Here is a 14,237-nt window from a genome sequence, read left to right on the forward strand (position 1 = left end):
TGTCGCGTACTCAATCCTCGCGCGCGTGCACCCGGCTCCGGTGCAGCAGCATCGCGGCGGCCGTCAGCGAGGCGATGGCCGAGGCGATCAAGACCGCCATCTTGGCTTGGTCCACGGCTTCGCCGTCGAGCGCGAGATCGGCGATCAAGAGGCTCACCGTGAACCCGACACCGCCGAGCATCGACAGCGCGCCGATGTCCCGCCAGCCCATGCCCCTGGGTTTCTCCGCGAGCTTGAACTTCACCGCGAGCAGGCTGGCGCCGAAGATCCCGACCAGCTTGCCGCCGACCAGCCCGACCAGTACGGCCAGCGGCAACGCCGTGGTGAACACCGCGCTCAGCGATTCGCTGTCCACCTTGATCCCGGCGGCGAAAAGCGCGAACAACGGCACCGCGACCGCGGCCGACCACGGCTGCAACCGGTGTTCGAGCCGGATCGCGGGCGCGTGCTCCTCGCCGTCGTCGGCGCGGACGCGGGTGAGCAGGCCGAGCGCGACACCGGCGATCGTGGCGTGGATACCCGCCGAATGCACCGCGACCCAGGTGATCAAGGCCAGCGGCACGTAGATCCAGGCGCTGCGGACGCGGCGCTTCTGCAAGTAGGCGTACAGCGCGAGCGCGACGACGGCGACGCCCGCGGCGACGAGGTCGAACTTCGCGGTGAACAGGATCGCGATGACGAGGATCGCGCCGAGGTCGTCGACCACCGCGAGCGAGAGCAGGAAGACGCGGGCGCTGCTCGGCAGGTTCGACGCGGTCAGGGCGAGCACGCCCAGCGCGAACGCGATGTCCGTGGCGACCGGGATGGCCCACGCGCGCTCGATACCCGGCGTCCCCCAGCCGACCGCGAGCGCGACCAGCGCCGGGACGATCATGCCGCCGATCGCGGCGACCACCGGCAGGATCGCCTGCTTGAACCGCGAAAGCTCACCGACCACGAGTTCGCGTTTGAGTTCGAGCCCCGCGACGAAAAAGAACAGCGCGAGCAGGCCGTCTTTCGCCCAGTCGCCGATGGTCAGATTCAGGTGGAGGAATTCGGGGCCGAGCCGGAAATCGCGGATCGCGCGGTAAATGTCTTCGATGGGCGAATTGGCCCAGATGAGGGCGATCGCGGTGGCGCCGAGCAGGATCATCCCGCCGGTCGTCTCCGTGCGGAGGTAACGGGCGAATTCCGCGACGGCTTTCGCGGGGCGGGTGGGGTCGGACAAGGCATCCTCCGGGTTTCGGCGTCGACGAACACTGTTGCCGACCAGACTTCCCGGCGCACCTTGACGTGATTTTAACGCCTGGAGCTGCGGAAATCTCGCGTTCATGACAGCGACCACAAGATCATGCGGACGTCGGTGTCCCGTCCACATGCTGGGCTTCTAGCATGTCAACCGGAAACCGACAACGATGTCTTCACAAAGGACGGCATGGTGAGTACCTCAACCGAGGTCCAGCGAGACACGAGGTTTTTCGGGCACCCACGAGGGCTCGCGAACCTCTTCGGCGTCGAGATGTGGGAGCGTTTCTCGTTCTACGGGATGCTCGGCATCCTCCCGATCTACCTCTATTACGAAGTCAGCCAGGGCGGCCTGGCGCTGCCGAAGGCCTCCGCGCTCGGCATCGTCGGCGCGTACGGCGGCATGGTGTACCTGTCGGCGGTGATCGGCGCCTGGGTCGCGGACCGGGTGCTCGGCTCGGAGCGCACGCTGTTCTACAGCGCGATCCTGATCATGATCGGCCACATCAGCCTCGCCGTGCTGCCCGGTCTCGCGGGTATCGGTGTCGGCCTCGTCTGCGTGGCCGTCGGCAGCGGCGGGCTGAAGTCCAACGCCACCGCCATCGTCGGGACGCTGTACGCGCCTGGCGACGAGCGGCGTGACGGCGGTTTCACGATCTTCTACATGGGCGTGAACGTCGGTGGCTTCGTCGGTCCGCTGCTGACCGGGCTCGCGCAGAGCGAGATCGGTTTCCACGTCGGCTTCGGCCTCGCCGCGTTCGGGATGGCGCTCGGCCTGATCCAGTACACGATCGGCCGCAAGAACCTCGGCGAGAAGGCGAGCGAGATCCCCAACCCGCTGCCCGCGTCGCAGCGGCCGCTGGTCTTCGGCGGCACCGCGGTGGGTGTCGCCGCGATCGTGCTGCTCGTGGTGTTCGGCGTGATCAACCCGGCGAACCTGGTCGACGTCGTCGTCTGGGCCGTCGCGATCATCTCGGTGATCTACTTCGTGGTGATCATCAGCAGCAAGAAGATCACCTCCGAGGAACGCAGCCGGGTGTACTCGTTCATCCCGATGTTCATCGCGAGCGCCGCGTTCTTCTCGCTGTACCAGCAGCAGTTCACCGTGGTCGCGGCCTACACCGACGAACGGCTGAACCGGACGATCTTCGGCTGGGAGATGCCGGTGGCGTGGGTCAACTCGATCAACCCGGTGTTCATCATCCTGTTCGCGCCGGTGATCGCCGCGATCTGGACGAAACTGGGTTCGCGGCAGCCGTCCTCGCCGATCAAGTTCGTGCTCGGCACGGTCACCATGGGCGTGGCGTTCCTGCTGTTCCTCCCGATGGTCGGCAGCGGCAAGAACGCGAGCCCGCTGCTCGCGCTGGCCGGCATCCTGTTCGTGTTCACCATGGCGGAACTGATGCTTTCGCCGGTCGGTCTCTCGCTTTCGACCAAACTCGCGCCGGAGGCGTTCCGGACGCAGATGGTGGCGCTGAACTTCCTGTCCATCTCGCTCGGTACGGCGATGTCCGGGAAGCTCGCCGAGTTCTACACGGTGGAGGACGAAGCGCCGTACTTCAGCATCGTCGGCGGGGTGGCCATCGTGGTCGGTGTGGCGCTCCTGGTGGCGACGCCGATGATCCGCAAGCTGATGAAGGGCGTTCACTGACGCGCTTCATGCCGCACTGACGAGCGATCCTCGAACGTGCTGAAAGGGCCCTTCACCGCATAGGAAGCGGTGAAGGGCCCTTTCGCTACCCGGCACTCACGTGATGGAAGGCGTAACTCGCGTGCTTGGAGGCGTAACTCGCGAGTTACGTCTCTGATCACGCGAGTTACGCCTTCGAGCACGAGAACGGCGTCTACCCGACGGTGGTCCCGAACAGCACGCCGACGTAGTAGGTCACCAGCATCGTCAGCGCGCCGACGCCGACGTTCCGCGCGATCGCCCGGCCGACGCGGGCGTCGCCCAGTTTCGCGCTGATGAACCCGGTCAGCACCAACCCGACGACGACCGCCGACGCGCACGCCCAGACCCGGGCCGAGGTCGGCGTCCACACGATCGCCAGCAGCGGCAGGAGCGCGCCGACGGTGAACGCCACCAGCGACGCCCACGCCGCCTGCCACGGGCTGGTCAGATTGTCCGGGTCGATGCCGAGTTCGGCCTCGGCGTGCGCCTGCAGCGCGTCCTTTTCGGTCAGTTCGCGGGCGACCTCCGCGGCGAGTCCGGGCGAAAGGCCCTTCTCCTCGTAGATATCCGCGAGTTCCCGTTCTTCTGCTTCGGGCATCTCCTTCAGTTCACGCTTTTCCAGCCGCAACTGGGCACGTTCGGTGTCGCGCTGTGTGCTCACGGAGACGTATTCACCGCCCGCCATCGAAAGCGCGCCCGCGACGAGCCCGGCGATTCCCGCGGTGGCGATCGTGGTGGAGTCGGTGGTCGCGCCCGCGACGCCGACCACGATGCCCGCCACCGACACGATCCCGTCGTTCGCGCCGAGAACCCCGGCGCGCAGCCAGTTCAGCTTGCCGCTCAGGTCCGCATGCGGTTCGTGCGGATGTGAAGTCGATACGGTATCGGTCACCTTTTCAGTGAAACACAAAGAACGGTATCCGGCGAGCGAAGACCGTTTCAGTGAATAGAGGCAATCCTTATTGACTTTGCCTTACCTAACCCATCGGCTACGTTGTGTCCGTGGTGGAGATGGTGATCCTGATCGGGCTACAGGCGTCCGGGAAGTCGACGTTCTTCCGGCGCGAGTTCGCGGGAACGCATGTCCACGTCAGCAAGGACACCTTCCCCAACGCCCGGCGGCCGCAGGCCCGGCAGTTGCGGATGCTGGCCGAGGCGCTCGAAGAAGGTCGTTCGGTGGTCGTGGACAACACGAACCCCTCACCGGAGGAGTGGGCGCCGCTGATCGAGGGCGCCAGGCGGCACGGCGCGCGCGTCGCCGGGTACTGGTTCCCGCCGGACCTCGAAGGCTCCCGAGAACGGAACGCGCGCCGGAAAGGGAAAACCCGGGTGCCCGACGTCGGTCTGTATGCGACGCTGAAACGCCTCAGGCGCCCGAGCGCCGAAGACGGTTTCGACGAGCTGTACACCGTCGGTTTCGACGGCGAAGGCGGTTTCGCCGTGGAGCGGGGGTGAACCATGGACGCGAGTGATTTCGAGGCGCGGCAACGGGAACGCGAGTGGTTCCACGGACTGACCGTGCCACCGGGTGCCTGGACGGTGCTCCGCGTCGACGGCCGGGGTTTCTCGAAGTTCACCGAAGCGCGGTTCGAGAAGCCGTTCGATCCCCGGTTCGCGGACTGTATGGCCGAGACGGCGAACGCGTTGATGGCGGAATTCGCTTCGCCTTACGTGTACACGGAAAGCGACGAGATTTCGCTCGTGCTCCCACCCCCCGCCGACCTCTTCGGCCGGGGTGTGGAGAAGCTCGTGTCGATCTCCGCCGGCGTCGCCTCGGCCGCGTTCACCCACGCGGCCGGGGTGCCCGCGCACTTCGACGGCCGGGTCTGGCTCGGCACGACGCTGGACGACGTCGTCGACTACTTCTCCTGGCGTCAGGCGGACGCGGCCCGCTGCGCGCTCAACGGCTGGTGCTACTGGATCCTGCGCAAGGCGGGGAAATCGGCGAGCGAGGCCGGAGCGGCTCTCGAAGGCACTGGTGTCTCCGAGAAGAACGAGTTGCTCTTCGCGCACGGCGTCAATTTCGCCGAAGTCCCCGCCTGGCAGCGGCGCGGCGTCGGGCTGTACTGGGAGTCCTACGAGCGCACCGGCTTCGATCCGGTGCGGCGGATCGAAGCGACCGCGACCCGCCGACGCGTTCGCGTCGATCGTGAGTTGCCCATGAAGGGCGAGTACCGGGCGTTCCTCGGTGAACTGCTTCAGCCGATCGGTTCGGGCAGCCGCCGCACGGTGTAGGCGAGTTCGATCGTCTCGCCGGTCGCCGGGTCGCCCAGTTCCACGCGCCACGAGCCGGCGAACTGGTCGACGCCGTGCACCATCGGGATGGTCCCGGAGATCAGCACGGTGCCCGGGGCGTAGAGGTCCCGCTCGCGCAGGACGTCCAGCCAGTACGACGGCGGCAGCAGTTCCGCGAGCTTCCCTTGCTGGATCAGGGTTTCCCCGGCCCAGGCGGACAGTGTGAGGTCGTCGAGCCGGTCCTGGACGTCCACGAGCCGCCACGCCTTGGTGGCGAGGACGTCGGGGCCCGCGTTCTTGCTCCACGCGACGCCGTGCGCTTCGAGCGCGCGGTCGGTGTGGTCGCAGGCGGCGGTCAGGAGGACGTCCTCGGGCGCGGGACCGGTGATGACGATGGCCCATTCGGCCTCGCCGGAGGTCCGCTCGTGCTGCACCGGGACCTCGTCGGTCTGGCTCGCCAGGTACGGCGCGACCGGGTAGAGCGCCGGGGTCACCGAAGGCGCGGGGACGCCGAGTTCGGCCAGCTCGGCCACGTGGGCGGCGACGTCCTCCTGGCTGCGACCGGCGTATCCGGCGTTCAGCAGCGTGTGGACCTCGGTCCGCCGCTCCTGGCCGTCGGGAAGGGTGAAACGCAGCTCAGGCATCTGTCCTCCGAGATTGGGGGTTGCGCATACAGCTTGTATACAAGGAGTATATCCGCAATTCAACCCCTCCCGGCGGGGTTGCGGACCTCCTACGGACGGATGTGGACATGACCTCACCAGCCGGTGACCGGCGTTCGTTGCACAAGGCCTTCGCGGCCAGCCTCTCGGGCACGGCGCTCGAGTGGTACGACTTCGCGGCCTACTCGGTGGCGGCCGCGACGATCTTCGGGAACCTCTTCTTCCCGTCGGAAGACCAGCTCGCGAGCACGATGGCGGCGTTCTCCACCTACGCCGTCGGCTATCTCGCCCGGCCGCTCGGCGGGTTCCTGTTCGGCCGCCTCGGCGACGTGCTCGGCCGCAAGCGCATCCTGGTCATGACGCTCGTGCTCACCGGGGTGGCGACGTTCCTCATCGGTGTCCTGCCCACGTACGAGACCATCGGCGGTTTCGCGGCGGTGCTGCTCGTGGCGCTGCGGTTCGCGCAGGGTGTCGGTATCGGCGGCGAATGGGGTGGCGCCGTCCTGCTCTCGAGTGAGTTCGGCGATCCGGACAAACGCGGTTTCTGGGCCTCCGCCGCCCAGATCGGCCCGCCCGCGGGCAACCTGCTCGCCAACGGTGTCCTCGCCGTGCTGGCCGGGCTGCTCACCGAGGACCAGTTCAACAGCTGGGGCTGGCGGATCGCGTTCCTGCTTTCCGGCGCGCTGGTCGGCTTCGGCCTGTGGATCCGGCTCAAGCTGGAGGAGACCCCGGTCTTCAAACAGATCCAGGAGCGCGGCGAACGTCCATCGGCACCGATCTCCGAGGTCTTCCGCACCGAACGCCGCGCGCTGGTCGCGGCCGTGCTGATCCGGGTCTGCCCGGACGTGCTGTACGCGCTGTTCACCGTCTTCGTCCTCACGTACGTCACCACGCACACCGGCCTCTCGCGCGGCGCCGGGCTGGCCGCGGTGATGATCGGTTCGGCGTTCCAGCTGATCCTGATGCCGCTGTTCGGCGCGCTCTCGGACCGGGTCTCCCGGCGCAAGATGTACCTGGTCGCGACCATCGCCGCCGGGATATGGCCGTTCGTGTTCTTCCCGATGGTCAGCGGCGGTTCGTTCGCCATGCTGGCGATCGGCATCGTGCTCGCGCTCGTCATCCACGCGGCGCTCTACGGGCCGCAGGCCGCGCTCGTCACCGAGCAGTTCTCGCCGCGCCTGCGCTACACCGGCAGCTCGCTGGCGTACACCCTCGCCGGCGTGATCGGCGGGGCGCCCGCGCCGCTGCTGTTCACCGCGCTGCTGGCCGGTTTCGACACCTGGGTCGCGATCGGGGTCTACTTGCTCGCCACCGCCGTCGTGACCGTCATCGGTGTCGCGCTCGCCCGTGACCCGGACCGCGAGGAGGCCGCCGCCATGGAGTCCGTGCGATGACCTGGACTCCGATGTCCACAGTGGAGGGTCTGCCGCTGATCGGCGGGCAGGGCCGGTTCCGGACGCTCGCCACGGCGGAAGGCGGGCTGGCGTACGAGATCTCGTACCCGGCGGGCGTCGCTTCTCCCGTGCACAGCCACGATCACGACAGCATCGTGTACCTGGTTTCGGGTTCGCTGCGCGGCACGCTCGATGGCCGGGAAGTGACCCTCGAAGCCGGGGGCACGATCGTCCACCCGCGCGGTGTTCCGCACAGCGTGGAGGCCATTGTGGACAGTCGGTGGCTCGAATTCAAGACGCCGCTGCCCGCGCGGCCGCCGATCGCGGAATGAAAAAACCGGGGCGGACACTGATTTCCAGCGTCCGCCCCGGTCGGGAGGAAAGTCTTACGCGTCCAGCTCGGCCAGCGCCAGCTTCGCCTTCTCCAGCTCGGCTTCGAGCTGGGCGACCTTCGCGGCCTGCAGCTCGCGGGCGGCGTTGATGACCTCGTCGATCGGGCCGGACAGGTCGGCGTGCAGTTCCTTGGCGGCGCGGGACACGGCCGCGGCCGGGATCTCCAGGCCCTTCGCGACCCACTTGGCGCCGTTCTTGAGCTCGGCCTGCCACTCGCCGTCGGCGGTGCCGGTGACCGTGAGGGTCAGCTCGACGGTGCGCGTCTTCTTCGCCGTCGTGGCGACCTTCGGGCGGCCACGCTTGGGCTTGGGGGACTCCACCGCGTTCTCGTCGGTGGGGGTCTCCGGGGTTTCCGGAGTCTCGGTCTTCGCCTCGGCCGGGGCTTCGGCTGTCTCCGCCTGCGGCGTCGAGTCGACGGGCGCTTCGGTAGCCGCTTCTTCGGACACGGCGTCAGTGCGTGTCAAGGCATCCACGGTCATCGTCGGTGTCGTCTCCTTGCCCGGGTATGGGGTGGTACCCGGCACATCCTAGAACAGGCGTTCGACTGTCGCGCGGCAGGGTGTGCTACGCGTGTCGCATGATCGGATCGGTTCGCGATGATCGGGCGCGGTCCGGGCGCGTTCCGTCAGAGTCGACGGCGAAGGGAGGCCTCGTGATCTCGGCACTGAACCGGCTCGTCGACCTGGTCGAAGAGCACCTCGGCGAAGAGCTCGACGTCACCGGGCACGCCGCCGCGGCCGGCGCGACCGAGTACCACCTGCGCCGGATGTTCTCGTCGCTGGCGGGGATACCGCTGTCCGAGTACGTCCGCCGTCGCCGGATGACCGCCGCCGTCGCCGACGTCGTCCGGGGCGAGGACGATCTGCTGAGCATCGCGATCCGGTACGGCTACGGCTCGACCGAGGCGTTCGGCAGGGCGTTCCGGGCGGTCCACGGCGCCGGTCCCGGTGAAGTCCGCCGCGACGGAGGCCCCCTTCGGACACAACCGCGGCTCAGGTTCCGCCTGAGCGTCGAAGGGAGCATCCCCATGGAAACCCGTATCGTCGACCGCCCCGCGTTCCGGCTCGTCGGGCACGCGGCCCGCGTCCCGTTCGTCCGCGAGGGCATCAACCCGCACATCCGGCGGCACATCACCGCGCTGCCACCGGAAGCGCACGCCCGGCTGAAAGCGCTCAGCGACACCGAACCGCCGGGTCTGCTGCAGGTCAGCGACGTCCTCGACCCGGACGGTACCGAGCTGACCTACCTGCACGGGGTGGCCGTCGCCGGTGACGCGCCCGGCGATCTCGACGTCATCGACGTGCCGTCCGGGCGATGGGCGGTCTTCCGTACCGACGGCCCTCATCCCGAGGCGTTGCAGAAGGTGTGGGCGGAGACGGCGACCGAGTGGTTCCCGTCCAACCCGTGGCGGCTGCGCCCTGGGCCGTCGATCGTGTCGATCCTGGAGCACTCCGACGACTTCGGGACCGCCGTCTGTGAGCTTTGGCTGGCCGTCGAACCAGCCTGACAAGGAACGGGCCGTTCCTCGCGAATTCCGCGAGGAACGGCCCGTTCACAGCACTTGAGGAGGGATTACTCCTCGGTCTTGCCGGACTTCAGGCCCGAAGAGATCAGGTCCATCACCGACGAGTCGGCCAGCGTCGTCACGTCGCCGACCTGGCGGTTCTCGGCGACGTCGCGCAGCAGGCGGCGCATGATCTTGCCGGACCGCGTCTTCGGCAGCTCCTGCACGACCAGGATCTGCCGCGGCTTCGCGATCGGCCCGATCTCCTTCGCGACGTGGTTGCGCAGCTCCTGCACGGCCTCGTCTCCACCATCCACGGCGTTGCCGCGGAGGATGACGAAGGCGACGATGCCCTGCCCGGTGGTCGGGTCGGTCGCGCCGACGACGGCGGCCTCGGCGACCGTCGGGTGCGAGACCAGCGCCGACTCGACCTCGGTGGTCGAGATGCGGTGCCCGGACACGTTCATCACGTCGTCGACCCGGCCCAGCAGCCAGACGTCGCCGTCGGCGTCGTACTTCGCGCCGTCACCGGCGAAGTAGTAGCCCTGGTCGGCGAAGCGGGACCAGTAGGTGTCGCGGAAGCGCTGCTCGTCGCCCCAGATGCCGCGCAGCATGCCCGGCCACGGCTTGTCGAGCACCAGGTAACCGCCGCCGCCCTTGCCGACCTCGACGCCCTGGTCGTCGACGACCTTCGCCGAGATACCCGGCAGCGCCTTCTGCGCGGAGCCCGGCTTCGTCGCGGTGACACCCGGCAGCGGCGAGATCATGATCCCGCCGGTCTCGGTCTGCCACCAGGTGTCGACGATCGGCGCCGAGTTCGCGCCGACGTTCTCGCGGTACCAGATCCACGCTTCGGGGTTGATCGGCTCGCCGACGCTGCCGAGCACGCGCAGCGACGAGAGGTCGTACTTCTGCGGGATCTCGTTGCCCCACTTCATGAACGTGCGGATCAGCGTGGGCGCGGTGTAGTAGATGGAGACCTTGTGCTGCTGCACGATCTCCCAGTGACGGCCCTCGTGCGGGGTGTTCGGCGTGCCTTCGTAGACGACCTGCGTCGTCCGGTTCGCCAGCGGCCCGTACACGATGTACGTGTGCCCGGTGATCCAGCCGATGTCGGCGGTGCACCAGTAGACGTCTTCGCCGGCCTTGTGGTCGAAGACGTTGTGGTGCGTGTACGCGGCCTGGGTCAGGTATCCGCCGGAGGTGTGCAGGATGCCCTTCGGCTTCCCGGTGGTGCCGGACGTGTAGAGGATGAAGAGCGGGTGCTCGGAGTCGAACGACTGCGGCGCGTGCTCGGCGGACTGGCCGTCGACCAGTTCGTGCCACCAGATGTCGCGGCCTTCGGTGATCGGCACCTCTTCACCGGTGCGGCGGACGACGATGACCTTCTCGACCGATTCGGCGCCTTCGAGCGCTTCGTCGACGTTGGCCTTCAGCGGGGCGGCCTTGCCGCGGCGGTACTGGCCGTCGGTGGTGATGACGATCCGCGCCGCCTGGTCGTCCACACGGGAACGCAGGGCTGTCGGGGAAAAACCACCGAAGACGACACTGTGCAGGACGCCGATCCGGGCGCACGCGAGCATCGCGACGATCGCTTCGGGCACCATCGGCATCTGGATGGCGACCCGGTCGCCCGCCTCGAGCCCGAGCGACTCCAGCGCGTTCGCGGCCTTGGAGACCTCGTCTTTCAGCTGGGCGTAGGTGATGTCACGGCTGTCGCCGGGTTCGCCGACCCAGTGGATGGCGACCTGGTCGCCGTGCCCGGAATCGACGTGGCGGTCGACGCAGTTGTACGCGACGTTGAGCTTCCCGCCCACGAACCACTTCGCGAACGGCGCATTGGTCCAGTCCAGTACCTGCGACCACTTCGTTTCCCAGTGAAGGCGCTCGGCCTGCTTGGCCCAGAACGCTTCCCGGTCGGCGTCGGCTTCGGCGTAGAAGTCGGCGGTGGCATTCGCTTGCGCGCTGAAAGCCTCACTCGGGGGGAAGGTCCTGCTCTCCGTGAGCAAATTGTCCAGCGCCGGCGACTGCTCGGTCATGGTGCGATGCCTCCTGTGATTCGCGTGTCTTCACGCCCGTTGGCACGCTATCGACGTTACGACGCGAAGTAAAAGGTTGCATCGTGGTTGCGCGCGGCATTCACACGCTTGAGGACAAAGCGGTACGGACCGCCGGCCATTCTGGTCCGGTGAGGGAGTAGACGACGGTGTCGCGGACGGTTCCGTCGGGCCGCACGCGATGCGCGCGCAGCACCCCTTCCCGTTGCGCGCCGAGACGTTCGATCGCCTTCTGTGACTTGAGGTTCCGGATGTCGGTCTCCCACGAGACTCGGTTCGCGCCGAGGTCGTCGAAAGCGTGGCGCAGCAACAGGAGTTTCGACTCGCGGTTGAGTCCGGTCCGCTGCCATTCGGAACCGATCCAGGTGTGGCCGATGGAAACGATCTTGTGGCGCGCGCTCATCGCGTAGAACGACGTCGTGCCCGCGACCTCGCCGGTGCGCGCGTCGATCTGCGCCCAGGCGCGGCGGTCGGCGTCGGCGAGGATGTCGTCGACCATCGCTTCGGCCGCGGCGAGATCCCGCGGCTGCCGGAGGCTGAGCCAGGTCCAGATCGCCGGGTCGGAGCCCGCCGCGTACAGGCCCTTGGTGTGGTCGCGGGTGAGCGGTTCGAGGCGGACGCGTTCGCCGGTCAAGGTCGCATGGGCGTTCCAGTCGGTCACGACCTTGACGTTACGACCGGCAATGGCCTTACTGGATAGCCAGTTTCGAAGCATTCGAGAAGGCCACTACCGCGTTGCCTATGCTCGCGGGAACGATCGACGAAGGCGAGGCGGCATGGCCGAAGAGCGGGAAGAGCTCACTTGGGAGTTGTTCGGGACGGCCGGCAGGGAGCTCGCGCAGGCCGTCGCCGACGACGGCTTCGAGCCGGACCTGGTCCTGTCGATCGCGCGCGGCGGGCTGTTCGTCGCGGGAGCGCTCGGCTACGCGCTGGACGTCAAGAACCTGCACGTGATGAACGTCGAGTTCTACACCGGCGTCGACCAGCGGCTCGACCTGCCGGTGATGCTGCCGCCGGTGCCGAACGTCGTCGACCTGACGAAGAAGAAGGTGCTCGTCGCCGACGACGTCGCGGATACCGGCGCGACCTTGAAGCTGGTCCGCGACTTCTGCGCCGACCACGTCGCCGAGGTGCGCTGCGCGGTGGTCTACGAGAAGCCGCGCTCCGAGGTCAAATGCGAGTACGTCTGGAAGCACACGGACCGCTGGATCAACTTCCCGTGGTCGGTGCAGGCGCCCGTGGTGCGGCGCGCGGGCCAGGTGCTGGACGCGTGACGGATCCGCTGAAGCCGCTGCTGGACCTCGAAGGGGTCGCCGCGGCCGCGAAATCGGCTCAGGACGCGGTGTTCGCCGTCCACCGGCTGCCCGCCAACCTGCGTGGCGGCGCGGCGACGGCCGCCGAAGCCTCTGTGCGGTCGGCGCGGGCGTCGGCCGGGATCGAAGGCGCCGCGCCCGAACTGCCGGAATCCGGTGAAGTGACCGATCCGGTCTTGGCTGGCGCGCTGCGGGTCGCGGAAGCGCTGGAGGGCCTCCTCCCGACGTGGCGGCGCGCGCCGTTGCAGGCGTTGGCGCGCTTGCACGTTCTTGCCGCGTCGGATCTGGTCACGGGCTCCGACGCGCTGGGGCGGCCGTGGTCGTCCGGTGACGTCGGGCCGCGGCTGGAGATGCTGGCGCAACTGGTCACCGGCGCGACGTCGGTGCCGGGGCCGGTGCTGACCGCCGTCGTGCACGGGGAACTGTTGGCGCTCAAGCCTTTCGGCTCCGCGGACGGTGTCGTCGCGCGGGCGGCGGCCCGGCTTTCGGCGGTGGCGACGGGGCTCGACCCGAAGGCGCTGACGGTGCCGGAGGTGGCGTACTTCCGGCGGGTGCCGAAGTACCTCGAGGCCGCTTCGGCCTTCAGCTCCGGGACCCCGGAGGGCGTCCGGAGTTGGCTGCTCTTTTCGTGTGAAGCGTTCGAGGCGGGCGCTCGCGAGGCGAAGTCCATCTCCGACGCCGCCGGCTGACTCCCCGCGTTTCGTCCTCTGGATGCGGTAGTTCGCGATGCCAACTACCGCATCCAGAGGGCGAAACGCGAGAGTGGGGTAGACCCACATGGGATCTTGAATAGGTGTGGGGCGTAGCCACATGGTCTAAGTGCCCGGGGCGACCTAACGTCGTCGGGCATGAGTGGTGCGTATCACAGCGATCTGGCCGGTAAATCCGCGCTGGTCACGGGCGCGGCGAGCGGGATCGGCCTGGCCTGCGCCGAAGCGCTCGCCGAGGCGGGGGCCAAGGTCCACCTCGCCGACATCGACGACGCCGTCGAGAAGGCGGCGGCCGACGTCAACGGCATCGCGCACGTCGTCGACCTCACCGACGGCCAGGCCGTCGAGACCCTGCCCGCCGAGATCGACATCCTCGTCAACAACGCCGGTTTCCAGCACATCGCGCCGATCCACGAGTTCCCGCCGGAGACGTTCACCCGCATCCAGGCGCTCATGGTCACCGCGCCGTTCCTGCTGATCCGCCGCGCGCTGCCGCATATGTACGACCGCGGCTGGGGGCGCGTGGTCAACATGTCCAGCGTCCACGGCCTCCGCGCGAGCCCGTTCAAATCCGCGTACGTCACCGCGAAGCACGCGCTCGAAGGCCTCTCGAAGGTCACCGCGCTCGAAGGCGCGGAGCACGGCGTGACCAGCAACTGCGTCAACCCCGGCTACGTCCGCACGCCGCTGGTCACCGGTCAGCTCCAGGCGCAGGCCGAGGAGCACGGCCTCGAACGCGACGCGGTGATCGAACAGGTCCTCCTGCGCCGTTCCGCGATCAAGCGGCTCATCGAACCCGCCGACGTCGCCGCGTGCGTGCTCTGGCTGTCCGGCGAGCACGCCGCCCATGTCACCGGTACCTCGATCCCCCTCGACGGCGGCTGGACCGCCGCGTGAACCCCAGTGTCTCCCGAGGAACCCGCGACCGCGATCGACGTCGGCAGGGTGCTGCCTGGTCGTCCACTCACGATGGCGATAGGGCGCCCTGCCACCGCGATAGCGGGGCCTTCGGCCGGGCGGGTTCACGCTCGGCCGTCTTCCGGATCCAGCTCCGCCAACAAGTTCTCACGAAA

The 14,237-nt window shown here is 68.2% G+C and carries 15 protein-coding genes; 9 read left to right on the forward strand and 6 right to left on the reverse strand.

Features of this window, described 5'->3' with window-relative positions:
* Nucleotides 1–10: 10 nt before the first annotated feature.
* Nucleotides 11–1,207, reverse strand: coding sequence for a Na+/H+ antiporter NhaA (gene nhaA / locus ACXIZN_RS36065; RefSeq protein WP_457959345.1), 1,197 nt, complete (start codon nucleotides 1,205–1,207; stop codon nucleotides 11–13).
* Between the two features lie 207 nt (nucleotides 1,208–1,414).
* Here nhaA and ACXIZN_RS36070 point away from each other — a divergent pair, with 207 nt between their 5' ends.
* Nucleotides 1,415–2,875, forward strand: coding sequence for a peptide MFS transporter (locus ACXIZN_RS36070; protein ID WP_457959346.1), 1,461 nt, complete (start codon nucleotides 1,415–1,417; stop codon nucleotides 2,873–2,875).
* Nucleotides 2,876–3,068: 193 nt separating this feature from the next.
* Here ACXIZN_RS36070 and ACXIZN_RS36075 read toward each other — a convergent pair whose 3' ends face one another.
* On the reverse strand, nucleotides 3,069–3,788 hold the full coding sequence (locus tag ACXIZN_RS36075) for a VIT1/CCC1 transporter family protein (RefSeq protein ID WP_457959347.1): 720 nt from the start codon (nucleotides 3,786–3,788) through the stop codon (nucleotides 3,069–3,071).
* Nucleotides 3,789–3,907: 119 nt separating this feature from the next.
* Between ACXIZN_RS36075 and ACXIZN_RS36080 the strand changes: the two genes are divergently transcribed.
* Nucleotides 3,908–4,351, forward strand: coding sequence for an AAA family ATPase (locus ACXIZN_RS36080; RefSeq protein WP_457960685.1), 444 nt, complete (start codon nucleotides 3,908–3,910; stop codon nucleotides 4,349–4,351).
* A 3-nt stretch (nucleotides 4,352–4,354) separates the two neighbouring features.
* The gene (locus ACXIZN_RS36085) at nucleotides 4,355–5,131 is read left to right on the forward strand and encodes a tRNA(His) guanylyltransferase Thg1 family protein (protein ID WP_457959348.1); all 777 of its coding nucleotides are present in this window, start codon (nucleotides 4,355–4,357) and stop codon (nucleotides 5,129–5,131) included.
* Here ACXIZN_RS36085 and ACXIZN_RS36090 read toward each other — a convergent pair.
* Nucleotides 5,095–5,775 (reverse strand): DUF2848 domain-containing protein, encoded by a 681-nt coding sequence (locus ACXIZN_RS36090; RefSeq protein ID WP_457959349.1) that lies wholly within the window; start codon nucleotides 5,773–5,775, stop codon nucleotides 5,095–5,097. The two genes, ACXIZN_RS36085 and ACXIZN_RS36090, sit on opposite strands and share 37 nt — an antisense overlap.
* A gap of 107 nt (nucleotides 5,776–5,882) precedes the next feature.
* Here ACXIZN_RS36090 and ACXIZN_RS36095 point away from each other — a divergent pair, with 107 nt between their 5' ends.
* Nucleotides 5,883–7,187, forward strand: coding sequence for an MFS transporter (locus ACXIZN_RS36095; protein ID WP_457959350.1), 1,305 nt, complete (start codon nucleotides 5,883–5,885; stop codon nucleotides 7,185–7,187).
* Nucleotides 7,184–7,519, forward strand: coding sequence for a cupin domain-containing protein (locus ACXIZN_RS36100; RefSeq protein WP_457959352.1), 336 nt, complete (start codon nucleotides 7,184–7,186; stop codon nucleotides 7,517–7,519). Before ACXIZN_RS36095 ends, ACXIZN_RS36100 begins: the two co-directional genes overlap by 4 nt.
* A gap of 54 nt (nucleotides 7,520–7,573) precedes the next feature.
* Here the strand turns inward: ACXIZN_RS36100 and ACXIZN_RS36105 are convergent, their stop codons facing one another.
* A complete protein-coding gene (locus ACXIZN_RS36105) occupies nucleotides 7,574–8,059 on the reverse strand; it encodes a DUF6319 family protein (protein WP_457959354.1) in 486 nt (161 codons plus the stop codon).
* Between the two features lie 173 nt (nucleotides 8,060–8,232).
* Between ACXIZN_RS36105 and ACXIZN_RS36110 the strand changes: the two genes are divergently transcribed.
* Nucleotides 8,233–9,087: an AraC family transcriptional regulator gene (locus ACXIZN_RS36110; RefSeq protein WP_457959355.1), complete on the forward strand. Its 855-nt coding sequence runs from the start codon at nucleotides 8,233–8,235 to the stop codon at nucleotides 9,085–9,087.
* Between the two features lie 65 nt (nucleotides 9,088–9,152).
* Here ACXIZN_RS36110 and acs read toward each other — a convergent pair whose 3' ends face one another.
* Nucleotides 9,153–11,123, reverse strand: coding sequence for an acetate--CoA ligase (gene acs / locus ACXIZN_RS36115; protein ID WP_457959356.1), 1,971 nt, complete (start codon nucleotides 11,121–11,123; stop codon nucleotides 9,153–9,155).
* Between the two features lie 100 nt (nucleotides 11,124–11,223).
* A complete protein-coding gene (locus ACXIZN_RS36120) occupies nucleotides 11,224–11,802 on the reverse strand; it encodes a GNAT family N-acetyltransferase (RefSeq protein WP_457959357.1) in 579 nt (192 codons plus the stop codon).
* Between the two features lie 115 nt (nucleotides 11,803–11,917).
* Between ACXIZN_RS36120 and ACXIZN_RS36125 the strand changes: the two genes are divergently transcribed.
* The 3 genes from ACXIZN_RS36125 (at nucleotide 11,918) to ACXIZN_RS36135 (ending at nucleotide 14,061) form a co-directional block, all read left to right on the forward strand.
* Nucleotides 11,918–12,415, forward strand: a complete 498-nt coding sequence (locus ACXIZN_RS36125; protein WP_457959358.1) for a phosphoribosyltransferase — start codon at nucleotides 11,918–11,920, stop codon at nucleotides 12,413–12,415.
* A complete protein-coding gene (locus tag ACXIZN_RS36130) occupies nucleotides 12,412–13,143 on the forward strand; it encodes an oxidoreductase (protein WP_457959359.1) in 732 nt (243 codons plus the stop codon). The genes ACXIZN_RS36125 and ACXIZN_RS36130 overlap by 4 nt, the downstream gene beginning before the upstream one ends.
* A 159-nt stretch (nucleotides 13,144–13,302) precedes the next feature.
* A complete protein-coding gene (locus tag ACXIZN_RS36135) occupies nucleotides 13,303–14,061 on the forward strand; it encodes a 3-hydroxybutyrate dehydrogenase (RefSeq protein ID WP_257483231.1) in 759 nt (252 codons plus the stop codon).
* Nucleotides 14,062–14,237 lie beyond the last annotated feature (176 nt).

Source organism: Amycolatopsis sp. TRM77291 (genome assembly GCF_054166285.1).

What these genes read in the sequence shown, in the direction of transcription:
- ACXIZN_RS36070 (WP_457959346.1), top strand. Translation starts at nt 1,415, where the DNA reads ATGGTGAGTACCTCAACCGAGGTCCAGCGAGACACGAGGTTTTTCGGG.
- ACXIZN_RS36080 (WP_457960685.1), top strand. Translation starts at nt 3,908, where the DNA reads ATGGTGATCCTGATCGGGCTACAGGCGTCCGGGAAGTCGACGTTCTTC.
- ACXIZN_RS36085 (WP_457959348.1), top strand. Translation starts at nt 4,355, where the DNA reads ATGGACGCGAGTGATTTCGAGGCGCGGCAACGGGAACGCGAGTGGTTC.
- ACXIZN_RS36090 (WP_457959349.1), bottom strand. Translation starts at nt 5,775, where the DNA reads ATGCCTGAGCTGCGTTTCACCCTTCCCGACGGCCAGGAGCGGCGGACC.
- ACXIZN_RS36095 (WP_457959350.1), top strand. Translation starts at nt 5,883, where the DNA reads ATGACCTCACCAGCCGGTGACCGGCGTTCGTTGCACAAGGCCTTCGCG.
- ACXIZN_RS36100 (WP_457959352.1), top strand. Translation starts at nt 7,184, where the DNA reads ATGACCTGGACTCCGATGTCCACAGTGGAGGGTCTGCCGCTGATCGGC.
- ACXIZN_RS36105 (WP_457959354.1), bottom strand. Translation starts at nt 8,059, where the DNA reads ATGACCGTGGATGCCTTGACACGCACTGACGCCGTGTCCGAAGAAGCG.
- acs (WP_457959356.1), bottom strand. Translation starts at nt 11,123, where the DNA reads ATGACCGAGCAGTCGCCGGCGCTGGACAATTTGCTCACGGAGAGCAGG.
- ACXIZN_RS36125 (WP_457959358.1), top strand. Translation starts at nt 11,918, where the DNA reads ATGGCCGAAGAGCGGGAAGAGCTCACTTGGGAGTTGTTCGGGACGGCC.
- ACXIZN_RS36135 (WP_257483231.1), top strand. Translation starts at nt 13,303, where the DNA reads ATGAGTGGTGCGTATCACAGCGATCTGGCCGGTAAATCCGCGCTGGTC.